Origin of the sequence: Streptomyces asiaticus (genome assembly GCF_018138715.1) — a bacterium.
Taxonomy (GTDB): domain Bacteria; phylum Actinomycetota; class Actinomycetes; order Streptomycetales; family Streptomycetaceae; genus Streptomyces; species Streptomyces asiaticus.
Genome location: NZ_JAGSHX010000006.1, coordinates 2,026,293 through 2,047,963 on the forward strand (window position 1 = coordinate 2,026,293; position 21,671 = coordinate 2,047,963).

At 73.1% G+C, this 21,671-nt stretch carries 18 protein-coding genes; 12 read left to right on the top strand and 6 right to left on the bottom strand.

The window, feature by feature from the left end; all coding sequences use genetic code 11:
* Window positions 1-373: 373 nt before the first annotated feature.
* From KHP12_RS16245 to KHP12_RS16255, 3 genes are read left to right on the top strand one after another with little or no spacing between them, the layout of a single operon-like run.
* Complete coding sequence (locus KHP12_RS16245) at window positions 374-754, top strand: hypothetical protein (RefSeq protein WP_244202503.1); 381 nt, start codon at window positions 374-376, stop codon at window positions 752-754.
* On the top strand, window positions 735-1,256 hold the full coding sequence (locus KHP12_RS16250) for a hypothetical protein (protein ID WP_086879612.1): 522 nt from the start codon (window positions 735-737) through the stop codon (window positions 1,254-1,256). The genes KHP12_RS16245 and KHP12_RS16250 overlap by 20 nt, the downstream gene beginning before the upstream one ends.
* A complete protein-coding gene (locus tag KHP12_RS16255; protein WP_086879618.1) occupies window positions 1,247-2,431 on the top strand; it encodes an MAB_1171c family putative transporter in 1,185 nt (394 codons plus the stop codon). The genes KHP12_RS16250 and KHP12_RS16255 overlap by 10 nt, the downstream gene beginning before the upstream one ends.
* A gap of 143 nt (window positions 2,432-2,574) precedes the next feature.
* Here the strand turns inward: KHP12_RS16255 and KHP12_RS16260 are convergent, their stop codons facing one another.
* On the bottom strand, window positions 2,575-3,486 hold the full coding sequence (locus tag KHP12_RS16260; protein WP_211833094.1) for a class I SAM-dependent methyltransferase: 912 nt from the start codon (window positions 3,484-3,486) through the stop codon (window positions 2,575-2,577).
* Window positions 3,487-3,757: 271 nt separating this feature from the next.
* Here KHP12_RS16260 and KHP12_RS16265 point away from each other — a divergent pair, with 271 nt between their 5' ends.
* A complete protein-coding gene (locus KHP12_RS16265) occupies window positions 3,758-4,825 on the top strand; it encodes an NAD-dependent epimerase/dehydratase family protein (RefSeq protein ID WP_210610030.1) in 1,068 nt (355 codons plus the stop codon).
* Between the two features lie 36 nt (window positions 4,826-4,861).
* On the opposite strand, the gene KHP12_RS16270 is transcribed toward KHP12_RS16265, so the two are convergent.
* Together KHP12_RS16270 and KHP12_RS16275 are read right to left on the bottom strand one after the other, a co-directional pair.
* A complete protein-coding gene (locus KHP12_RS16270; RefSeq protein ID WP_210610029.1) occupies window positions 4,862-5,980 on the bottom strand; it encodes a sensor histidine kinase in 1,119 nt (372 codons plus the stop codon).
* The gene (locus KHP12_RS16275) at window positions 5,973-6,857 is read right to left on the bottom strand and encodes a response regulator transcription factor (RefSeq protein WP_211833095.1); all 885 of its coding nucleotides are present in this window, start codon (window positions 6,855-6,857) and stop codon (window positions 5,973-5,975) included. The genes KHP12_RS16270 and KHP12_RS16275 overlap by 8 nt, the downstream gene beginning before the upstream one ends.
* A gap of 116 nt (window positions 6,858-6,973) precedes the next feature.
* Between KHP12_RS16275 and KHP12_RS16280 the strand changes: the two genes are divergently transcribed.
* The 4 genes from KHP12_RS16280 to KHP12_RS16295 all read left to right on the top strand — a co-directional run bounded on the left by KHP12_RS16280 (window position 6,974) and on the right by KHP12_RS16295 (window position 11,066).
* Window positions 6,974-7,696 carry a glycosyltransferase family 2 protein gene (locus tag KHP12_RS16280; RefSeq protein ID WP_086885687.1) on the top strand — a complete coding sequence of 241 codons (723 nt, stop codon included), beginning with the start codon at window positions 6,974-6,976 and terminating at the stop codon, window positions 7,694-7,696.
* Between the two features lie 155 nt (window positions 7,697-7,851).
* Window positions 7,852-8,478 carry a TIGR04282 family arsenosugar biosynthesis glycosyltransferase gene (locus KHP12_RS16285; RefSeq protein ID WP_037964618.1) on the top strand — a complete coding sequence of 209 codons (627 nt, stop codon included), beginning with the start codon at window positions 7,852-7,854 and terminating at the stop codon, window positions 8,476-8,478.
* Window positions 8,475-9,248, top strand: coding sequence for a methyltransferase domain-containing protein (locus KHP12_RS16290; protein WP_211833096.1), 774 nt, complete (start codon window positions 8,475-8,477; stop codon window positions 9,246-9,248). Before KHP12_RS16285 ends, KHP12_RS16290 begins: the two co-directional genes overlap by 4 nt.
* 3 nt (window positions 9,249-9,251) lie before the next feature.
* Complete coding sequence (locus KHP12_RS16295) at window positions 9,252-11,066, top strand: glycosyltransferase 87 family protein (protein WP_372455198.1); 1,815 nt, start codon at window positions 9,252-9,254, stop codon at window positions 11,064-11,066.
* On the opposite strand, the gene KHP12_RS53400 is transcribed toward KHP12_RS16295, so the two are convergent.
* Together KHP12_RS53400 and KHP12_RS16305 are read right to left on the bottom strand one after the other, a co-directional pair.
* A complete protein-coding gene (locus tag KHP12_RS53400; protein WP_372455199.1) occupies window positions 11,008-11,649 on the bottom strand; it encodes a hypothetical protein in 642 nt (213 codons plus the stop codon). The two genes, KHP12_RS16295 and KHP12_RS53400, sit on opposite strands and share 59 nt — an antisense overlap.
* A gap of 26 nt (window positions 11,650-11,675) precedes the next feature.
* Window positions 11,676-12,974, bottom strand: coding sequence for a molybdopterin-dependent oxidoreductase (locus tag KHP12_RS16305; RefSeq protein ID WP_211833097.1), 1,299 nt, complete (start codon window positions 12,972-12,974; stop codon window positions 11,676-11,678).
* A gap of 153 nt (window positions 12,975-13,127) precedes the next feature.
* Here KHP12_RS16305 and KHP12_RS16310 point away from each other — a divergent pair, with 153 nt between their 5' ends.
* Both KHP12_RS16310 and KHP12_RS16315 read left to right on the top strand, forming a co-directional pair.
* Window positions 13,128-14,570 (top strand): hypothetical protein, encoded by a 1,443-nt coding sequence (locus tag KHP12_RS16310; protein WP_211833098.1) that lies wholly within the window; start codon window positions 13,128-13,130, stop codon window positions 14,568-14,570.
* A gap of 82 nt (window positions 14,571-14,652) precedes the next feature.
* Entirely contained in the window at window positions 14,653-15,969 is a 1,317-nt protein-coding gene (locus tag KHP12_RS16315; protein WP_086881584.1) for a polysaccharide deacetylase family protein, read from the top strand.
* A gap of 36 nt (window positions 15,970-16,005) precedes the next feature.
* On the opposite strand, the gene KHP12_RS16320 is transcribed toward KHP12_RS16315, so the two are convergent.
* Window positions 16,006-17,985, bottom strand: coding sequence for a transglycosylase domain-containing protein (locus tag KHP12_RS16320; RefSeq protein WP_211834861.1), 1,980 nt, complete (start codon window positions 17,983-17,985; stop codon window positions 16,006-16,008).
* A 514-nt stretch (window positions 17,986-18,499) separates the two neighbouring features.
* Between KHP12_RS16320 and KHP12_RS16325 the strand changes: the two genes are divergently transcribed.
* Window positions 18,500-19,846: an MbnB/TglH/ChrH family RiPP precursor modification enzyme gene (locus tag KHP12_RS16325; RefSeq protein WP_211833099.1), complete on the top strand. Its 1,347-nt coding sequence runs from the start codon at window positions 18,500-18,502 to the stop codon at window positions 19,844-19,846.
* Between the two features lie 5 nt (window positions 19,847-19,851).
* Entirely contained in the window at window positions 19,852-20,871 is a 1,020-nt protein-coding gene (locus KHP12_RS52420) for a TIGR04222 domain-containing membrane protein (protein ID WP_211833100.1), read from the top strand.
* The last annotated feature ends 800 nt before the right edge of the window (window positions 20,872-21,671 follow it).

A 21,671-nucleotide genomic window follows, 5' to 3' on the forward strand; every position in this document is an offset into this window, starting at 1 on the left:
CCCCTTCTTCGCGCATTGATCAGTACGTCGCGTCGAGGCGCCTACGCCGCCGACGGAGGCCACGGTGATGAGGCATCAAATCCCCTGCGTCGAACGGAGACTTGCTCGGCATGCGTCGGTATCGTTGGCGAAGTGTCCAACATATTGGCACTCCGTGCTCCGGGACGGCAAGCAACATTGGCCGCGTCGGGCAGAGCACTCGGCTCTTCACAGATTCCGGGATGACTGGGGTATCCGACCGGGAGGATGGGCATTGTCTTCAGGTGATGACAAGGGATGTCGGCCGCCGCTGGCCGAACGGTTGAACGCGTTGTTCGCAACGGTGCGATGGCGCGACGCCCACGGACGGCAGCGGGAGTACTCGACGGCCGAGGTGGCCAAGACGGTCACCGCGGATCCGTCCCACCCGGCGACGCTGTCGCGAAGCTACCTGGCGATGTTGCGGAACGGGTCGCATACGAACCCGACGCTGAGCGTGCTGGAGGGCCTGGCGAAGTTCTTTGACGATCACCGTGAATCAGGAACGCCGCCGATCACGGTCCAGTCCCTGGTCGCGCAGGAGAGCCCCGAGGACGAGCTGCTGCGGGAGCGGCTGGCCAGTCACCAGGTACGGATGATCGCGATGAGAGCGGGAGCCATGACGCCGGCACTCCGGGAACAGCTGCTGAAGATGATCGACACCTTCGATCAGGACGGAACCGACGTCCCCGGCGCCCAGACCCGAGGAAGCACTCGTGGCGATACGCGAACGTGAGCTGCGCCGTTACTGCAAGCGCCTGTTACGCCAGCTGGACATCCAGCCACCCCTGCGCGTCGAGGAGTTGTGCCAACGGCTCGGGCAACACCGCGGGAAGCCGATCCGGTTGATCCCCTGGGACCTGCCCGTACCCGGCCCGTTCGGCGTGTGGATCTCCCGCCCGGACGAGGACGGCATCTTCTACCAGCGGAAGACGAGCCGGGTGCACCAGGACCACATCATCCTGCACGAGATCGGCCACATCCTCGCCGACCACCAGGATGGCGGCGGTGCGGAGGAGGACGCCCTCGCCCTGGGTCCCGACCACCCGCGCAAGCTGATCACACGACGGTTCAACCGCGCCTACTACACAGAGGACTATGAACGCGAGGCCGAACTGGTCGCGACCATCATCCAGGAGTGGGCCGTGGTCATCGACTACGCCACCCCCCGCACCGCCGAGGACTCCACGCTCGACCCCCTGAGCTCCGCACTGAGCGCCCGGTGGGGATGGACGTGATCCTCCATCTGGCAGTGACCGCGATGCTGGTCCTGGGAGCGGTGTGGAAGGCTGTCGACCTGACCCGCGCCCCGCACGACCGGCTGCTGCGCCTCCTGGCCCTCTGTCTGTTCCTGCTCGCCGCCGGAGACATCCTCGGCTTCCCCGAGGTGCGCGACCGGCTGATGGCGTTCGCGCCGGCCGGCGTCGGCAAGGTCGCCTTCAACGCGCTCTACATGTCCGGTCTGAGCACCCTCATCCTGTTCTTCGCCGCCTCCACCCGCAGCGCCCCCGCCGACTTCCGACGCCAGCTGCGACTGCACACCGGCCTTCTGGCCGGCGTCCTGACCGCCCTGGTCATCAGCATGATCGCCACACCGCCGGCGCTGCGCGACCACACCCCGTCCAGCCCGTACATCGGACAGCCCGGGATCGCCGGTTTCTACCTCGTCGGCAACGCGTTCTTCATCTACGCCTACGTCGTCTCGGGGCTGTGGGCCCTGCGCTATGCCCGCCGGGCGTCCCGGCATCTGGCCCACAGCCTGCGCACCATGACGGCCGGCCTGTTCGGGCTGGCACTCACCGCGGCCGGCCGGGTGGTCCTGGTGCTGCTGCGCATCGACGCACCCGGGTCGCACTCGGAGCTGGAGGCGGCGAACCAGGCGAACACCGACCTGGCCCTCGGCTGTGTGCTGATCGGCATCATGCTGTTCGGCGGAGTGCAGCTGGCGACCCATCTCCGGTCGGTCCTCAGCCACCGCCGTATGCACGACCAGCTGGCCCCTCTCTGGCAGGCCCTGGTCACCGCCTACCCGGAACTCGTCCTGCACCGCGAACCGGCCCGCCCCCTATGGAACCGATTACGCCTCCGGCACACCCACGCGCGCTTCTACCGCCGCCTCATCGAGTGCCGCGACGGCCTGGTCCGCCTGAGCCCCTACCTCGCGCTGGCGGCACCCGACACCGACCTGGCCCGCTGCGGCCCGGACCGGCTCGCCCGGCACATCACCACGGCCCTCGACCTCAAACCCGAGAGCGAAGACCCGCACACCGCCCTCCCTGCCGTACGTGTCGCACTTCCCACCGGAAACGACGTCAGCGCCGACGCCCGCGCCCTCATCGCCCTGTCCATGGCCTTCGCCCGGGCCGACCACGGACACTCCGAACACCCCAAGCGCCGGCGGTGTCCCACCTAGGGTCAACGCCGTGACCTTGTCGCCCTGCACGGTCGCGGACGGCCTCACCGCCGCCGCGGCGGCGGTGAGGCCGTCCGCGGCGCCGGGGGTCTGGGGAGCCCAAGAACAGACGGCCCCCGGGCTCCCCTCCAGGCTCGGGGGAGCTATCCCCTGCGGCGGCGGATCGCGCGGGCGACGACCGGCGGGAGCACATCGGCGGCGAACCGCCGGACCGCGGTGGGGCGGCGCGCCGCGGGAGCGGACGCCGGTGCGGTGGACGCGGAGCGCGGCTCGGGGGCCGGGTCGCGCGGCTCATGGGCGAAGCGGGAGGTGGGCGGGGTCGGGTTCGCGGGCTTCCCCGAGAACCGCAGCACCCTGCGGCCCGCGATCTCCTGCACGCTGGTGTGCATCCCCTTGCGCCACTCCTCGTCCGCGAGCATCTCCTCCTGGATCGGCTCCGGGTCGCCCCAGGTGCCGTAGAGCTTCTGGGTGGACAGGCAGATGGGGCGCAGGCCGCGGGTGAAGACCGCCTCCCAGGTCGCGGCGGCCACGCCGGGGGTGTGCTCGGAGCGGAAGTCGTCGAGGACGACGAGGCCGTCGGGCACCAGTGTGTTGTGCGCGGTGTCGATGTCGCCCGCCACGTGCTCGTACAGATGCGAGGCGTCCACGTGGATGAAGCGGCAGGTGTTCGCGCCGACGTGGTCGGGCACGACCGAGGTGGGGCCCTGGATGACGTTCGGCAGGTCGTCCCAGAAGGCCAGGTAGTTCTGCTCGAAGGCGGTGCGGGTGAGGGTGGAGTACGACTTGCGCGCCTCCGCCGCGTTCTTCTCGTCCGGCGCCTCGGCGTCGAAGAGGTCACAGATCGTGAACCGCTCGTTCGCCCGCAGGTAGGCGGCGGTGAAGATGGCGCTCTTGCCCATGTAGGCACCCATCTCCATCAGGTCCCCGAGCTGTCCGAGGCGCTCCTGACGGCTCAGGAAGCGGTCGAACAGCACTTGGTCAAGGCTGGGGAACCATCCCTTGACGTCATTGAGGCAGTGGGGACGCTGGGCCGCGGGGGCGGTGGTGACCGTCATGTGGCTCTCTGTTCGTCGATGGCGGCGGTCTTGAGAGACGTGTCCGGTTGAACTATCCGTGTGAAACGTGTCCGGGAACCCCAGGAGGACAGACCTCGGGGACGGGACCCCAGGGGACGCGAGTGGGCGCCACGGTCGCAGTGAAAGGCAACGTAGGGCCGTCCCTCTTGTGACCATTCTGTGACCACGCCTCCTCCGGAAGGTCTTACGGAGCGGTGACGGAACGGCGCGGGGGCGGGCCCGGGCGCCCGCTCGGGCCTAGCGTCGCCCCATGCGTGTACTGGTCACCGGAGGTGCGGGCTTCATCGGCTCGCACATCGTCACCGCCCTCGTCGAGCACGGCCATGAGCCGGTCGTCCTCGATGCCCTGCTTCCCGCGGCTCACCCGATCGCCACCCATCCGGCGCCGCCATCCGTGGACGGGGAGTGGCTCCACGCCGATGTGCGGGACCGGGAGGCGGTCCTCGCGGCGCTGCGCGGGGTGGACGCCGTATGCCACCAGGCGGCGATGGTCGGTCTCGGCAAGGACTTCGCGGACGCCCCGGCCTATGTGGGCTGCAATGACCTGGGCACGGCGGTGCTGCTGGCGGCGATGGCCGAGCGCGGGGTGCGCGAACTGGTCCTGGCCGGGTCGATGGTCGTCTACGGCGAGGGGCGCTACGACTGCCCCCGCCACGGCCGGGTCCGTCCCGGCCCGCGCGCCGAGGCGGATCTCGCGGCGGGCCGCTTCGACCCCCGCTGCCCCGAGTGCGGCACCCCGCTGCGGCCCGGCCTGGTGGACGAGGACGCACCGGCCGATCCCCGCAATGTGTACGCGACGACGAAGCTGGCCCAGGAGCATCTGGCGGCGGCCTGGGCCCGGTCGGTGGGCGGCCGCGCGGTATCGCTGCGCTACCACAATGTCTACGGGCCGGGGATGCCGCGCGACACCCCCTACGCGGGCGTCGCCTCCTTCTTCCGCTCGGCCCTGGCACGCGGCGAGGCACCCACGGTCTTCGAGGACGGGGGCCAGCGCCGGGACTTCATCCATGTCCGCGATGTGGCCGCCGCCAATGTCGCCGCCCTGGCGGCGGCGCCGGACGTGGTGGCCCCGGCCGCGCTGACCGCGTACAACACCGGCAGCGACGACCCTCACACGGTGGGCGAGATGGCCACGGCCCTGGCCACGGCGTTCGGCGGCCCCGCGCCCGTGGTGACGGGCGGCTACCGGCTGGAGGACGTACGCCACATCACCGCGTCGTCCCGCCGGATCCGTGACCAGCTGGGCTGGCGCCCGGCGGTCTCGTTCCACGAGGGCATGACCGAATTCGCCCACGCCCCGCAACGGGCGGGGGTGTGAGGGCAGCGGGGGTGTGAGGGGAGGGAGCGGGGTCGCTCAGGACGACGTGACGGCGGCGGGGAGGCGGACCTCGAAGCGGCAGCCGCCGTCGACGTTGCGGACCGCCGCCTGGCCGTCGTGGGCCTCGACGATGCCGCGGACGATGGCCAGGCCCAGACCGGCGCCCGCCGGGGGTGTGCGGGCGTCGCTGCCGCGCCAGCCGGTGTCGAAGACGCGCGGAAGGTCCTCCTCGGGGATCCCGCCGCAGCCGTCGGTGACCGACAGCACGACCGTGTCCGCCTCGCGCTCGGCGGACACCGCGACCGTGCCGTCCGCCGGGGTGCGGCGGACCGCGTTGACGAGGAGGTTCCCGAGCACACGGGTCATCTCCTTGCCGTCGACCTCCACCGGGATGGGGTCCACCCGCTCGCCGATCAGCTGGACGCCCAGCTCGCGGGCGAGCGGATCGACCCCGGCGAGGGCGTCGCCGACCAGGTCGTAGACGGAGATCCGGGTGGGGGCGAGGGAGAGCGCCCCGGCGTGGATGCGGGAGAGCTCGAAGAGGTCGCCGACCATCGTGTTCAGCCGCTCCACCTCGGTGCGTATCCGGCGGAGGTAGCGGTCCGGGTCGGGGGCCACCCCGTCCTCCAGCGCCTCGGACATGGCGCGCAGCCCCGCCAGCGGGGTGCGCAGATCGTGGGAGATCCAGGCGACCAGCTCCCGGCGGGAGGACTCCAGGGCGCGCTCGCGCTCGCGGGAGGCGGCCAGCTTGGCGCTGGTGGCGGCCAGTTCACGGCCGAGCGCGGCGAGTTCGGCGGTGGCTTGGCCTTCGGGGGCGGCGAAGCTCCCGCCGTCCCCGAAGGAGCGGGCGGCGAGGGCCAGCGCGTTGCTGCGCGCCACCACCCAGCGGCCCAGCAGCAGCGCGGTGGCCAGGGACACCACGGCGGCCATGGCGCAGACGGTCGTGACCACCGTCAGGTCGTGCGGGGACAGGAACATCGCCCAGGCGACGGCCAGCGTCCCGGTGAGCATCGCCGTGACCGCCACTGCGGCGACGACCGCGAGGGACACCGCGACCGAACGGCCGCGCACCAGCCGCAGCGCCAGCGCGCCCAGCAGACCGGCCGCCGCCGCGCCGAGGAAGGCGAACACCGCCATGAGGAACACATCACGCATCGGAGCCCGGCCCCCGTCCCTCGTCCCGCCCCTGGCCCGCGCGCGCCTCGTCCCGCCCCTGGCCCGCGCGCGCCTCGTCCCGTCGCCCGTCGTCCCCGCGGCCCTCGTCCCGTCGCTCCTCGCCGTGGGCCCTGTCGTCGGTCTCGGGCGGGGCGTCGAAGCGATAGCCGATGCCCCATACGGTCTGGATGAGCCGGGGCGCGGCGGGATCGTCCTCGACCTTTCCGCGCAGTCGCCGCACATGGACGGTGACGGTGGACAGATCGCCGAAGTCCCAGCCCCACACCTCGCGCATCAGCTCCTCGCGGGTGAAGGCCACCCCGGGGTGGCGCAGCAGAAAGGCCAGCAGGTCGAACTCGCGCACGGTCAGGGCGAGCTCCCGGCCGTCCCGGGCGGCCCGCCGGGCCAGGGGGTCGAGGGTGATCCCGGCACGGTGCGTCACCTCGTCCGAGCCGAGGCCCGAGCCGGGGCCGGAAGGGCCGGGGACCCGCGGACCGGTGCGGCCGCGCCGCAGCACCGACTCCACGCGCAGCACCAGCTCCCGCGGGCTGAACGGCTTGGTGACGTAGTCGTCCGCGCCGATCTCCAGGCCGAGGATCCGGTCCTCCTCGTCGCCGCGCGCGGTGAGCATGATGACCGGCACCGGGCCCTTGTCCCGCAGCGCGCGGCACACCTCCAGCCCGTCCATGCCGGGCAGCATCAGGTCGAGCACGACCAGGTCCGGCCGGCGGGCGGCGGCGCGGGCGAGCGCCCCGGGGCCGTCGGCGGCCCGGTCCACGGCGAAGCCGGCCCGGCCGAGGTACCCGGCGACGACCTCGGCCACGGTCGGGTCGTCGTCGACGACGAGCACGCGGGTGGGAGAGGGGTTCTGCTGCATGCCCCACAGCGTGACACCAGGGGCGGCACCAGGGGGCGCCGGGGAGCCCACCGCCCGGCCGACGTCCGTGTTTCGTAAGAACCTGAAGCCCGAAATGTCGCTTTCTCCTTCGTAGTGTGGTGCGGGTGACGAACTCGACCACCCCCTGTGCGGACGTCGTCCTGCCGTGTCTGGACGAGGCCGCCGCCCTGCCCTGGGTGCTGGCCCGCATCCCCGACGGCTGGCGCGCCATCGTCGTCGACAACGGCTCCACGGACGGCTCGGCCACGATCGCCCGCGCCCACGGCGCCACCGTCGTCCATGAACCCCGCCGTGGCTTCGGCGCCGCCTGCCACACCGGGCTTCTCGCCGCCGAGGCCGACATCGTGTGCTTCTGCGACTGCGACGCCTCGCTCGACCCCGGGCTGCTGGCCGCCTTCGTGCGGACCGTGGCGGCGGGCGACGCCGACCTCGTGCTGGGCCGGCGGCGCCCCCAGGAGCGTGGGGCCTGGCCGGTGCACGCCCGGCTCGGCAACCTCGCGCTGACCCGCATGCTGCGGCGGCGCACCGGCCTCACGCTGGGCGACCTGGGCCCGCTGCGGGCCGCCCGGCGCGAACCGCTGCTCGCCCTCGGCCTCACCGACCGGCGCAGCGGCTACCCGCTCCAGATGGTCGTGCGAGCCGCCGACGCCGGATGGCGGGTCGAGGAGCGCGAGGTGCCGTATCGGCCGCGCACCGGGAAGTCGAAGGTCACCGGCACCTGGCGGGGCACCTGGCACGCGGTGCGCGATATGCGCGCCGTACTGCGCCAGCCGCCGGAGGCCCGCGTCCTGGCCACCCCCACGAGGGCCGCGCGGTGAGCGCCGCGCCACACGAGGGTGCCCATGCGGCGGAGGCCCCCTCGGCTCCGGACCGCCTCGACTCCGGCCCCGGTACCGCCGACGGACGGCCGGTCGCCCGTGCGGACGTCCGCACGGACACCGGCTTCCGGACGGCCCACCGGGACGGGACGACGCTGCTCATCATCGCCAAGGAGCCGGTGCCCGGACGGGTGAAGACCAGGCTCACTCCCCCGTACACCCCCGCCGAGGCCGCCGCACTCGCCGAGGCGTCCCTGGCCGACACACTGCACGCCGCGCTCGCCATGCCCGCCCGTCGCCGGGTGCTGGTGCTCGACGGCCGGCCCGGGCCGTGGTTGCCGCCGGGATTCGAGGTGGTGGGGCAGTGCGACGGCGGTCTGGACGAGCGGCTCGCCGCGGCCTTCGCCGCCTGCCGGGGCGCCACCCTGCTGATCGGCATGGACACCCCGCAGGTCACCCCCGCGCTCCTCGCCCCCGCGCTCAGCCCGGGGAGCCGGCACGACTGCGACGCCTGGTTCGGCCCGGCCGCCGACGGTGGCTTCTGGGCCCTGGGCCTGGCCGAACCGGACCCCGAACTGCTGCGGGGCGTGCCGATGTCCACCGCCACCACCGGTGCCGCCCAGCGGCGTCGGCTGACGGACGCGGGGCTGCGGGTGCGCGACCTGCCGATGCTCCGCGACGTGGACACGGCCGAGGACGCCGTATTGGTGGCGTCCGACGCCCCGGGCGGGCGGTTCGCCCGGACCCTCGCCCGTCTGTCGTCCCGGGCCACCGCCCGATGAGCACGGCCGAGACGGTGCGCGACGGAGCGGTGCGCGAGGGATTCGTACACGACGGGTCCGCGCACGACGGAGCGGTGCGCGAGCGGACGCCCGCTCGTCGCGCGGCCGCACCCTGGCACGCCGACCCCTATGTCCGAGCGCTCCACGCGGGCCGGGGGCCGCTGTTCCTGCGCCGGGCCGACGGCTGGATGCTGCCCCTGGACGTCGAACGCTGGTGCGCGGACGCCGACGCGGCCGACCGAACCGTGCTGCGGCGCTGCCAGGGCCCGATACTCGACATCGGCTGCGGCCCCGGCCGGCTGGTGGCCGCCCTGGCCCTGAACGGCCGCCCCTGTCTGGGCATCGACGTCAGCCAGGCGGCGGTCGCCCGTACGGTCCGCACGGGTGGGCCCGCGCTGTGCCGCTCGGTCTTCGAACCGCTGCCCGGCGAGGGACGCTGGGGCACGGCGCTGCTGATCGACGGCAATATCGGCATCGGCGGCGATCCGCGCGCCCTGCTGGCGCGCGTCGCCCAACTCATGGCCCCCGACGGACTGCTGATCGTGGAGACCGCCGCGGCGGATGTGGACGAGCGGGTGCGGGTGCGCGTGGACGACGGTCAGGGCGACGTGGGAACGGCCTTCCCCTGGGCCCGCGTCGGGCTCCAAGCGCTGCTGCGTCACGCACACGCGGCGGGCTGGAGCCCGGTCGAGCAGTGGACCGCGCGGGACCGAGGCTTCGTATCGCTGCGCCGCACACCGCCCCTGCCCCGGTCCGCCACGGAGCGCTGAGCCGTGTCCGCATCGCCGCGCCGCCTGCCGCGGCCCGGGCGACTCGCCCGGTGGACCGGCCGGGTGCCCGGTCAGGCGCCCCCGCCACATTCCGTCCCGACCCCTCGGCCACCTGCCCGCGACCGCCCCGCACCACCGCCCGACGGCGCGGACGAACCCCGTCCACCTGAGCGCCTTGCCTCGCCCGCGCGGGCGCGGACCGCCCCGCCCGCGCGGGCGCGGACCGCCCGCCGCTGGATCACCCCGCTCGCTCTGGCCACACTGCTCGGCTCGCTGGTCGCCGTCCTCGCCCTCACCTTCCGCGGGGACGACTTCCACACCGCGCCCGGCACGCTGTCCCGCTGGTACGCCATCGCCTGGGCGCTGTTCGCCGCGGCCGCCTGGACCGTCCGCCGCCTGGGCGCCCGCCAGGCCGCGGTGTTCGTACTCGCGGGCAGCGCGGCGGTCGCCGCCACGGGGCTGCTCGCACCCCCGCGCACCAGCACTGACGCCTACCGCTACGCCTGGGACGGGCGCGTGCAGGCCGCGGGCATATCCCCCTATGACCACGCGCCCGAAGACCCCGCGCTCGCCCCGCTGCGCGACCGCTGGCTCTTCCCCCGGGGCTCCGCCTGCCATGGCCCCGACCGCGCCCCCGTCCGCCCCACGCCCGAACGTCCCGCGCCAGAACGTCCTACGCCCGTCCACTCCACGTCCGAACGTCCCACGCCCGGCGCCGCCCCGCGCGCCGACCCGGATCCCGATCACCCGCCAAGCGCCTCCGCCGAGCCGCAGTGCACGCGCCTGAACCGCCCCTCGGTCCATACGATCTATCCTCCCGCCGCTGAGGGCTATTTCTTGCTTGTACACCGCTCGGCGCCGTCAGGTTCCACCCTCCTCCCCCTCCAGACCGGCGGCGCGCTGCTGTCCGTCGCCACCACCGCCGTGCTGCTCGCCGCCGCGCGCCGCCGCCGCGACCCGCGCCTCGCGACCGCCCGCGCCGCGCTCTGGGCCTGGTGCCCGGCCGTGCCGGTGGAGGCGGTGAACAACGCCCATGTCGACGCGCTGGGCGTGCTGTTGACCGTCGCGGGCCTCGTCGCCGTCCCCCGCCGCCGCGTCCTGGGCGGTGCGCTGCTCGGCGCGGCGACCGCGGCCAAACTGCTGCCCGCCGTGACCCTGCCGGGCGCCCTCTCCGGCCTCCTCGCCACGGCCGCCCCCAAGCCCCTCACCGCACTCAAGAGGCCCGGGCCCGCCGGACGCCCCGCCCCGCCGACCGGGCCGATCCGCCGCGCCGCGGCCATCGTGCTGCCCGCCACCGCCGTCGTCGCGCTCGGCTACCTCCCGTACGTCCTGCTCTCGCACTCCTCCGTCCTCGGCTATCTCACCGGCTATGTGGCCGAGGAGGGCTACGAGACGGGCTCCACCGCCGCCGACGACAAGAACCGCTACGCGCTGCTGCGCCTGCTCCACCCCGACCCGGAGACCTGGGCGCTCCCCGTGATCGCCGTCATCCTGCTCGTGGTCGTGGCCCGGGTGCTGCTGCGCGGCGACCCCCAACGGCCCTGGCGCGGCGCGCTGGTGGTGACCGGGGCCGCGTTCCTGCTGATGACGCCCGGCTATCCCTGGTACGCGCTGCTGGTGGTGGCGCTGGTGGCCCTCGACGGGCGCTGGGAGTGGCTCGGCCTGCCGCTCGCGGGAGTCGCCCAGTATGTGACGGCCCGTGCGGTGGACGACGGCGCGTGGGTCGGGACGCTGGGCTACGCGGTCGCCGGCGCGGCGGTCATGACCGGCTGGGCCCTGCGGGCCCGGCAGGCCCGGCAGGCCCGGCAGGCCCCGTAGGCCCGGCAGGCCCCGTAGGCGGCTTCCGCTCCCCGTCCGAGGCGTCCGAGGTGCCGGAGGTGCCCGAGGCATCCGAAGCGGTCGACGCGGCCTCCGCGCCCCCGCCCCGAGCCCCCGGGCGACGCCGCCACCCCCGGATCGCCACCCGGATCACCAGCCACAGGGCCGAGGCGCCGAAGAGTGCGGCGGTGATCAGCAGCCAGCGCGGCCAGAAGACATCGGCGCTCAGCCCGGTCGCGTTCTCGTAGCGGCGCTCCTGCCGGCCGAGGATCAGCGGAAACCACACCAGCAGCAGCACACCGGAGACAAAGGCGGGCACCCGCACATGGTTGATCCACCGGGCCGGGGCCGGGAACACGGCCGCCACGGCGCGGTCGGCGAGCGCGTACAGCGGCAGCAGCACCAGGTCATGGAGGACGGCGGCCCCGGCGAACCACAGCACGATCCCGAACCAGTCGCCGCTCAGCAGCCTCACCCCGGCATAGCCGGTCAGCGCGAAGGAGCACAACAACAGCACCAGCCGCAGCGGCGATTCCCCGTCCAGCCGCCGCAGCCCGACACGGCTCCGCCCAAGAAACCTCACACCGTCCCCCCGAAGTCCGGGAAACCTCACGCCGTCCTCCCGAACGTCAGCCGTCCGACCCACTTGGTGTTGTGCACACCCGGAGCCCCGGGCACGATCACCCGCGCCGGATAGCCGTGGTCCGGCGACAGATCCGCCCCGTTGACCCTCAGCGCCAGCAGCGAGCGCGGATCGCGGACCTGGTGCTCGCTCAGCACCACGCTGCGGAAGGAGCCGTGCCGCTGCACCGACTCCACCAGCACCCTCGGCGGCCGGTCGGCATGCCCCACCAGCGCGGCGAGGTCGGCCAGCCGCACCCCCTCCCACCGCTGGTCGGCCGTGGACCACCCCTCCACGCAGGCGATGGGCAGCGCCGCGCCGTGGTGCTCGAGCCGCAGCAGCCGCTCCCGGGTGAGGACGGTCTCGTGGCCCGCCGCGCCCCGCACCACCAGCCGCCAGTCGGGCCCGATGTCGCGGGCGCGGATGCCGACGGCCACCACGGTCTTGTTGATCTGGAAGCCGTTCGGCCCCCGGCCCGGCTCACGCCCGTGCGGGGCGAGCAGCGCGCTCGTGCGCAGCGGCCCGCCGATGCTCTGACCGGCCGTCACCACCAGCAGCGCGAAGGAGCCGGTGCCGACCATGGCGAGCGCGCCGCGCCGCGACATGGTCGGCGCGGCGGGCCGCCGGCTGACCAGGCCGGTCTCGTCCGGCGGCTCCGGCCGGGTGTCGGAGGTACGGGTGCGCAGCTCGGCCCGCAGCTCGCGGCTGCGCAGCGTCCGCACCATGAGCGGGAGCCGCAGCGCCACATGGACCACGAGGGCGGCCATGAAGATCCACGCCCCGTAGAAGTGCAGCGGGTAGAAGGAGCCGGGGAAGATGTAGTCCAGCTGGACGTTGAGCACGCCGGTGGCGAACTCGAACAACCCCCCGCCGACCAGCAGGAGCAGCGAGAGCCGCTCCAGCGCGTGCCCCAGGGACCGCACCGGCGGCCAGGCGAACAGCTTGGGGATGACCGACCACAGCTTGGCCAGCAGCACGGGGACGAGCACGACCCCGAGCGTCACGTGCACCCCTTGGGTGACGCGGTAGAGCCAGGAGGGGTCGGTCGGCCAGGAGAAGAGGTAGAAGCCCAGCAGCCCCTTGTCCGGTGTCTTGTCGTTGACCGGGGACAGATCGGGGTTGTAGGCGGCGTACGACAGCAGTCCGGTCACGAAGAGCACGGGGATGCCGAAGAGCAGGACCAGGCCGAAGACGGACGTCAGCCAGGGGCCGCGGAGCGGGCTGCGCCACAGGGCTCGGCGCTCACGGGCGCGGCGCTCACGGTCGGTACGGGGAGGGTGGCTCATGGCATGACCGTAGGACCGCCGCACCGCCTCCAGGCGTCTTGAGCCCATGACAAAACGGTGACGTCACGGGCCCTGACCGGGAAGATCTGACGGTCCGGTGACAGCACGCGGCGCGGCGGCCCGGCGGCGGGCTCGGCGACGTAGCGTGACGTCGTGAAGCTCCCTCTCCGCAACGGTGTCGACATCCGGCCCACCCAGGACGACACGCGGACCGGCCGTCGCCGGGACGTGCTCGCCGCCGCTGCCGCCGCCCTGCTCTTCGCCGTCGCCGCCGTCGTCGGCACCCTGATCCAGCGGGCCGATCACTCCCTGTACGTCGACTGGGCGCCGCTGTACGCCGATTGGCTGCCCCATGTGGGCCCCGGTACGCCCCTCGCCCTGGCCGTCGCCGCGGCGGTCGTCCTCCACGGCCACCGGCTCGCGGCGCGGCTGCCGTGGCGGGGACTGCTGGGGGCCGTCTGGGCGGCGGCCATGGCCTGGATCTGGTCGCTGGCGCTGGTCGACGGATGGCGGCGCGGGGTGGCGGAGCGGCTGACGGCGCGCCACGAGTATCTGCGCGGCATCGACCGGTTCCAGGACATCGGCGCGGCCCTGCGCGGCTTCACCGGCCATATCCTGCTCACCCAGCCCGACCACTGGCCCGCCCATATCGCGGGCCATCCGCCGGGCGCCGTGCTCACCTTCGTGGGCCTGGACCGGCTGGGCCTGGGCGGCGGCGGCTGGGCGGGGGCCTTCTGCGTCACCGTGGGCGGCTCTGCGGCGGTCGCGGTCCTGGTCACGCTGCGCGCCCTGGGGCAGGAGCGGGCGGCGCGCACGGCCGCCCCGTTCCTGGTCCTGGCGCCCGGGGCGGTATGGGTGGGCGCCTCGGCCGACGGCTACTTCGCGGCCGTCGCGGCCTGGGGGCTCGCACTGCTGGCGCTCGCGGCGACGCGTACGGTCCGGGCGCCCGGGGCGGTCGCGCTGGGTTCCGGGCTGCTGCTGGGGCTGACGGCGTATCTCTCGTACGGGCTGACGCTGCTGGCGCTGCCCGCCGTCGCCATACTGCTGCTGGCCCGTACCGCGCGGCCGCTGCCCTTCGTTCTGACCGGGGTGGCGGTGGTGGCCGGGGCGTTCACGCTGGCCGGGTTCCGGTGGTGGGAGGGGTACTCCCTGCTGGTCGAGCGCTACTACCAGGGCGTGGCCTCCGATCGCCCGTACGCATACTGGGTCTGGGCCAATCTGGCCGTCGCGTCGGTGGTCGCCGGTCCCGCCTGTGTCGCGGGCGCGCGGCGGATGCTGTCGGCGGTGCCCGACGCCGCCCGGCGGCTGCGCCCTAGCGGCCCTGGCGGCCCCGGTGGCCCTGGCGGGCTGGACCGTCCGGGCGGTCCTGGCGCCCCGGACGGGCTCGTCGTGCTGACCTTCGCCGCGCTGCTCGCGCTCGTCGTGGCCGATCTGTCCGGGATGAGCAAGGCCGAGACGGAGCGGATCTGGCTTCCGTTCCTCGTCTGGCTGCTGCCGACCACCGCACTGCTGCCCGCCCATGACCGCCGCCGATGGCTCCTGGTCCAGTCCTGTCTCTCACTGCTCCTCAACCACCTGCTTCTGACCGGTTGGTGAGGTGCCCGATGTGAAGAGCACGTGATACTTCTGTGATACTGAGGGGGACGTACATCTGTACTGTTGCCAGGGGGCGGGACCCGTGAAGGCACTGAAGATCGTGCAAGCGTTGAAGGCTTTAAACGCCAGGAACGCCTATGGCGTGGCCGCGCCCATAGGCGCGCTGACGGCCGTGGCCGTCGTGGTGGCGCTGTTGATAGCCCTGACCTCGCCGGGGGACGCGGGGAGCGCGCAGGACGGGGACCTCCCCGCGGCCGCGGCGTCCCCCAAGTCGGACCGGGTCCCCAGGGAGCCCAAGAAGGAAGACAAGTACGCCCATTGGGACGGCAAGACCAAGGTGCTCGGGGACGGTTCCACGTCCTACACCGGACCGCAGCCGCACCAGCTCAAGCCCGAGAAGCTCAAACCGGGCGAGAAGCCGCCGCAGTTCGTGGTCTTTTCCTGGGACGGCGGGCTGGAGAACGACGACCATCTCTTCTCCCGCTTCCGCGAGGTGGCCAAGGAGACCAACGCCACCATGACGTTCTTCCTGAGCGGCATGTATCTGCTGCCCAAGTCGAAGAGCGACCTCTACCGGCCGCCCCAGCACAAGCCGGGCTCGGCCGCCATATCCTTCCCCACCGACGAGCACATCAGGGAGACCCTGGAGCAGCTGCGCGGGGCCTGGCTGGACGGCAATGAGATCGGCTCCCACTTCAACGGCCATTTCTGCGGCGCCAAGGGCGGGCAGGACTGGTCCACCCAGGAGTGGAAGAGCGAAACGGAGCAGGCGTATTCGTTTGTGAAGCGGTGGAAGACGAACACCGGCTTCACCGACATCAAACCGCTCCCGTTCGACTACGACGTGGAGCTGGTCGGCGGGCGCGCGCCGTGCCTGGAGGGCCAGAAGACGCTGATTCCGGCGATCAAATCCCTCGGCTGGCGCTATGACGCCAGTTCCCCGGGCGACTTCCAGCTCTGGCCGTCCAAGATCGATGGAATATGGAACTTCCCGCTTCAGCTGGTGCCGTACCCGGAGAGCGAGAAGCAGGTCCTCTCGATGGACTTCAACTTCCTCTTCAACCAGTCCGGTGACAGCACCGAGGGCGATCCGGCGAAATACGCGGAGTGGGAGCGGTTGACCCGTCAGGGATATCTGAACGGGTTCGAGCGGGTCTACAACGGCAGCCGGGCACCGCTGTTCATCGGCAATCACTTCGAGACCTGGAACGGCGGCATCTATATGCAGGCCATCGAGGACGTGATGCGGAGTGTCTGCCGCCGCGACGGAGTGCGGTGCGTGTCGTTCAAGCAGCTCGCCGACTGGCTGGACGCCCAGGACCCGAAGGTCCTGGCGAAGCTGCGGATGCTGGACCCGGCGGAATCGCCGGACTGGTCCACGTACACCAAGAGCAAGTAAGCGGTCCCGTTGCGGGGCCCCTTCCGCCGGTGCGGCTCATTGCGCCGCCCCGTCCGCCATATAGCTCTTCCAGATGTCCATGGGGTAGGTGTCGCCCGAGGCGCCGGCGCCTCCCCCGCCCATTCCCTTGAGCGGCATCAGCTCCTGCGACTTCGGGTCCACCCGGGACAGCGAGACCGCCGTCGAGAGCTTCTTGGTGTAGCCGACGAACCAGGCGGAGGTGCCGTCCTGCGCCGTGCCGCCCTTACCGGCCACCTCGCCACCGCCCACGGCGGCCTCGCGCGCCGAACCGTCCGGGCTCTGGACCGCGCCGCGCAGCGCGTCGTCCACCTGCGCCGCGACCGCCCTGCTGAAGGCCCGCTTGGCGTGGTCCTTGCGCAGTTCGAGCTTCTGCCCGCCGTGGGTGAGCCCGCTCACCGAGTACGGCGCGTGGTGGGTGCCCTCGGCGGCGAACGTCCCGTAGGCGCTGGCCATACGGATGGAGCTGGGCGTCGCGGTGCCCAGCGAGAACGCGGGCACCCGCGCGCCGAAGCTGCTGGGCAGCAGCCCCGCGTCGATGGAGGCCTGCCGGACCCGGTCCAGGCCGACGTCCATGCCCAGCTGGATCATCGGGGTGTTGATGGACCGCACGATCGCCTGGCGCAGCGAGACCTGCCCATAGGAGGCGTCGTCGTCATTGGTGGCCCGCACGATCTTGCCGCCGCGGTCCCAGTACGGGCCCTCGGGCGTATGCACCGCGATCTTGTTGTCGCCGTCGTAGAGCGTCGAGGGCGTCACGGGCGTCCGCGTGCCGTTGCGCTCCAGCAGGACGCCGTCGCGCAGCGCCGCGGCGTAGACGAAGGGGGTGAAGGAGGTGCCGGCCGGGACGGTGGAGGCGTTCGCGTCGTTGAATCCCTGCTCCAGATAGCCGGGGCCGCCGTACAGCGCGCGTATGGCGCCTCCCGGGGCCACGGACGCGGCGCCTATGCGCACATGGCGGTCCTCGGGGCGCCGCTCGGGGTCGAGGTTGTCCCGGGTCTCCTTGACCGCCTTGGCGAGCGCCTGGACCTTCGGCTTCTCGAAGGTGGTGTGGATCTGATAGCCGCCCAGGTCGAAATCGGCGTCGGATATGTCGGTGTGGGAGCTGACATACGCCTTCGCCGTCTCCACCAGATAACCGACCTGACCGGTGAGCCCCACCGGCTTGGGCTGCGCCTTGGGCTCGGGGAATGTCGTATAGCGCGCCCGCTCGGACTTGGAGAGCTTTCCGATGTCGACCATCCGGTCCAGCACCCACTTCCAGCGGTCGACGGCCCGCTTGTGGTTCTTGGCGCTGAGCGTCGGATCGAAGGTTCCGGCACCCTTGAGCAGCGAGGCGAGCAACGCGCCCTCGCTCGCGTCGAGTTCCGAGACGTCCTTGCCGTAGTACGCGTACGCCGCCCGCTGAATGCCGTAACTGCCGCGCCCGAACCAGCTGGTGTTCAGATAGCGCTGGAGGATCTCCCGCTTGCTCATCCGGTCGTCCAGCTTGATGGCCATGAACATCTCGGTGAGCTTGCGGGAGAAGGTCTGGCGCTGATTCAGATAGGCGTTCTTCACATACTGCTGGGTGATGGTGGAACCGCCCTGTGTCTCACCGCCCGTCACCATCCGCGTCACGGCACGCGTCAGCCCGCTCGGGGACACTCCGCTGTCGGTGTAGAAACTCGCGTTCTCGGCGGCGAGGACCGCCCACTGGACGTCTTCCGGCACCTTGTCCAGCGGCACTTCCTGCCGGTTGACCGGGCCGGTGCGGGCCATCTCGGTGCCGTCGGCCCAGTAGTAGACGTTGTCCTGCTGGGTGGCGAAGTCGTTGAGGTTCTTGGGGATGTCGGTCTGAAGGTACAGAAAGCTCAGCAGACCGGTCAGACTGCCGAGGGAGAACAGGAAGAACAGGGCGATCTGACGCCACGACGGCAGCCATCGCGTCACACCGCGCCGCCCCGCCCTGGGGTAGTCCAGCCGGATCCGCGCGGCCGCCCAGCGGCGCAGCCGCATCCCCCGGCTCCTCGAGGACGGCTTACGGCGGTGCTTGCGGTGCTTCCCCATGGCGTTGTCGCTGCTGCCCAGCACGTGTTTCCCCCACGCTCGCTCCGCGCGCGGGCGCGGCACAAAGGTGTGATCTTCCATCCCCCCAGACAGACCGATCCTATTTTCCCCTCTGAACGTCTGTCGCCACAGGGCCCTAAATTTTTGTAACAGTGACCATATTCAGGGACTCCACCCACCCGGTGACCTTTCGCACCACCCGGGCCTGACACCGCCCGGGCCGGACACCGGCCGACGGTCCGGCGCATGTCCGGGGGGCATCCCCTCCGTGACACGGGGGCATCCCTCCGTGCCCCGGGGACATCCCCTCCGTGACACCCCGAAGCTCAAATGAACCTCTGAACCATGCGGCCGGGGGATTCGTCCTCCCTGTATGGGGTCATCACCCCGGCGTATGGGGTCATCACCCCGGCACGCGAGAACACACCGCGGGGGACGCGGTACGGAACGAGGAGGGGGAGCCATGGTGCGCCTCGGTACCGGAATCGGCTGGCGACCGGAGATCGCCGACGACATCGCGCGGCTGCCCGGCATCGACTGGGTGGAGGTGGTGGCGGAGAACATCTGCCCCGACCATGTGCCGGACGCGCTCCGGCGGCTGCGCGAGCGCGGGACCACGGTGGTCCCGCATGGAGTGTCGCTCGGCCTCGGGGGAGCCGAGCGGCCCGACCCCGGCCGCCTCCGGGCGCTGGCCGAACGGGCCGAGGCGCTGGGCTCGCCGCTGGTCACCGAGCACATCGCGTTCGTCAGGGCCGGGGGGCCGCTGACCGCGTCACCGGCCATGGAGGCCGGGCATCTGCTGCCGGTGCCGCGGACCCGTGACGCGCTGGACGTGCTGTGTGAGAACGTGCGCATCGCACAGGACGCGCTGCCGGTGCCGCTCGCGGTGGAGAACATCGCGGCGCTGATCTCCTGGCCCGGCGAGGAGATGACCGAGGGCCAGTTCCTGGCCGAGCTCGTGGAGCGCACGGGGGTGCGGCTGCTCATCGACGTGGCCAACCTGCACACCAACCACGTCAACCGGGGCGAGGACCCGGCCAAGGCGCTGGACGAGCTGCCCACGTCGGCGATCGCCTACGTCCATGTGGCGGGCGGGGTGGAGCGGGACGGGGTGTGGCACGACAGCCACGCCCATCCGGTGACCCAGCCGGTGCTGGACGTGCTCGCCGAGCTGTGCGCCCGTACGACGCCGCCCGGGGTGCTGCTGGAGCGCGACGAGGACTTTCCGGCGGCCGAGGAGCTCGCGGGCGAGCTGGACGCGATCCGCGCGGTGACGGCGGCGGGGGCCGGGACCGGGAGCGGGGCCGGAGCCGGGGCCGGAGCCGGTGCCGGAGCCGGTGCCTCCGAGGCTTCGGTGAGCGCGTCCGGCGCGCCCGACGCGCCCGTGCCGGACGCCGTCCGGGAACGGCTGGCGCTCGCCCAAGCCGCGCTGCTGTCCGCGCTGGTCGGCGACACCCCGCCGCCCGAGGGCTTCGACCGGCGGCGGCTGCGGGTGCAGAGCGCGGCGCTGACCGCCAAGCGGGCGTCCGTCGTCGCCAAGGTGGCGCCGGAGCTGCCCGAGATCCTGGGCACCGGCTACCGCTCGGCGTTCGCGCGGTACGCCGACGGCCGCCCGATGGCCGGCGGCTACCGCCGCGACGCGATGTCGTTCGCCGAGCATCTGCTGGCGGACGGCCGGCCCGACGACGCGGCCGCCCGGCGCCGGCTGACGCTGTGGTGGCAGGAGCGGTCCGGCCCCGCGCCCCTGCCGTCCCACCCGGCGGCACGGCTGGCCCGCCGGGTCCGGCTCGCGCTGAGCGGGGGGCGGTGAGCGCCGTGAGCACGATCGTGACCCTGATCTACCTGGTGGTCGCCGTGTCGTCGGCGGTGCTCATCTCCGGAACGGTCCGGGCCCGGCGCAGGGAGGTCTCCGGGCCGGTGTACGCCCAGACGCACGACCTGCTGGAGGCCGCGTTCCTGGCGGGCGGGCCGGGGCGGGTGGCGGACACCGTGATCAGCGCGATGTACGCGGACGGGCGGCTGGCGATCGGCGGCCCGGGCGTGGTCTCGGTACGGCAGCCGATCGCCCACGGTCCGGTCGAGGAGGAGCTGCTGCGGCTGTGCGCCATCTCCCCGCACGGCGGCCTGAAGTGGCTGCGCCGGGAGCTGATGCGCAGTCCGGTGGTGCAGGCGATCGGCGACCAGCTGGCGGGGCGCGGGCTGATGGTGCGGCCGGACGCCCTCCGGTTCTGGCACCGGCTGGCACGGCTCCAGGTCGGGCTCTGCTTCGCGGGCACGTTCCTGGGCATCGCGATGGCCATCAACATCACGGACAGCGACGAACTTCCGCTGATCCTCAAGATCGCCCCCGCGCTGTTCGCCGGCTTCCTCGTGGGCGGGATCTGTGCCGGTGCGGGCAAGCGTCGACTGACCGCCGCCGGGCAGCGGGCGCTGGCGACGTACCGGAGGGAGTCCGGGGTCGGCATACGGCGCGCCCGGTCCGTCGGCCAACCGGCGGTGGTCCCCGTGGCGGTCGTCGTCGCCCTGACCGGTGCGGCCGCCCTGGCGGACGATCCACTGCTGCGGGCCCAACTGCTGGACGCGCAAAAGGTGCCCGCCACCGCAGGTTCGTCGGGATCCTCGGGGTCCTCGGACTCCGGCGGCGGAGCGTGGTGCGGAGGTGGAGGCGGAGACGGCGGCGGCTCCGGCTGCGGAGGCTCCTCATGCGGCGGCTCGTCCTGCGGCGGAGGCGGCGGCGGTTCGGGTTGCGGCGGGGGCGGCGGCTGCGGAGGTGGTGGCGGGGGCGGCGGCTGCGGAGGCGGCGGCGGGGGCGGCGGCTGCGGAGGCGGCGGCTGAGCCGCCACGACGAAAGGCCGCGCCGCGGCCGGAAGGCCCAGCGGCGGCCGGAAGGCCCAGCGGCGGCCGGAAGGCCCAGCGGCGGCCGGAAGGCCCAGCGCGGCCGCCGGGCACGGGTGGGCAGCGGTGGGCACCGGGGGGCATCGCCGGACAGCGGGGGCACCGTCGGGCACGAGTGGGCACCGGGGGGCATCGCCGGACATCCTGTGGGCAGCGGGGCACCGCCGGGCACCGGGGGGACCGCCGGACATCCTGTGGGCAGCGGTGGACATCCGGTGGGCGCCGGTGGACACCGCCGGACAGCGGGGGGCCGGGCACCGGGGGGACCGCCGGACACCAGAGGGCACCGGTGGGCACCGCCGGCGCCGGTGAGGCCCGCCGAGTCCGGGCAGCCGACCGCGGCCCGACCGAGCCGAGCAGCGGCGGGTCAAGCCGCCGGGCCCCAGGGCCTGGAGCGGAGTCCCGGCCGGGGTCTGGGGCGAGCCCCGCTCCGGAGCCTGGAGCGGACCCTCGGTCCAGGGCTTGGAGCGGACCCTTGGCCCAGGGGCCTGAGGCGGGGGCCTGAGGCGGGGGCCTGAGACGGGCCCCGTTCCGGGGCCTGGAGCCAACCCCGGTCGGGGTCTGGAGCGGAGCCCAGGTCCAGGGGCCTGGAGCGGACCCTTGGCCCAGGAGCCTGAGGCGGGGGCCTGAGACAGGCCCCATTCCGGGGCCTGGAGCCAACCCCGGTCGGGGTCTGGAGCGGAGCCCAGGTCCAGGGGCCTGGAGCGGACCCTTGGCCCAGGAGCCTGAGGCGGGGGCCT

Coding starts and splice junctions, on each gene's coding strand:
- KHP12_RS16255 (WP_086879618.1), top strand. CDS start 1,247: ATGGACGTGATCCTCCATCTGGCAGTGACCGCGATGCTGGTCCTGGGA.
- KHP12_RS16260 (WP_211833094.1), bottom strand. CDS start 3,486: ATGACGGTCACCACCGCCCCCGCGGCCCAGCGTCCCCACTGCCTCAAT.
- KHP12_RS16265 (WP_210610030.1), top strand. CDS start 3,758: ATGCGTGTACTGGTCACCGGAGGTGCGGGCTTCATCGGCTCGCACATC.
- KHP12_RS16270 (WP_210610029.1), bottom strand. CDS start 5,980: ATGCGTGATGTGTTCCTCATGGCGGTGTTCGCCTTCCTCGGCGCGGCG.
- KHP12_RS16275 (WP_211833095.1), bottom strand. CDS start 6,857: ATGCAGCAGAACCCCTCTCCCACCCGCGTGCTCGTCGTCGACGACGAC.
- KHP12_RS16290 (WP_211833096.1), top strand. CDS start 8,475: ATGAGCACGGCCGAGACGGTGCGCGACGGAGCGGTGCGCGAGGGATTC.
- KHP12_RS16305 (WP_211833097.1), bottom strand. CDS start 12,974: ATGAGCCACCCTCCCCGTACCGACCGTGAGCGCCGCGCCCGTGAGCGC.
- KHP12_RS16320 (WP_211834861.1), bottom strand. CDS start 17,985: ATGCGGCTGCGCCGCTGGGCGGCCGCGCGGATCCGGCTGGACTACCCC.
- KHP12_RS16325 (WP_211833099.1), top strand. CDS start 18,500: ATGGTGCGCCTCGGTACCGGAATCGGCTGGCGACCGGAGATCGCCGAC.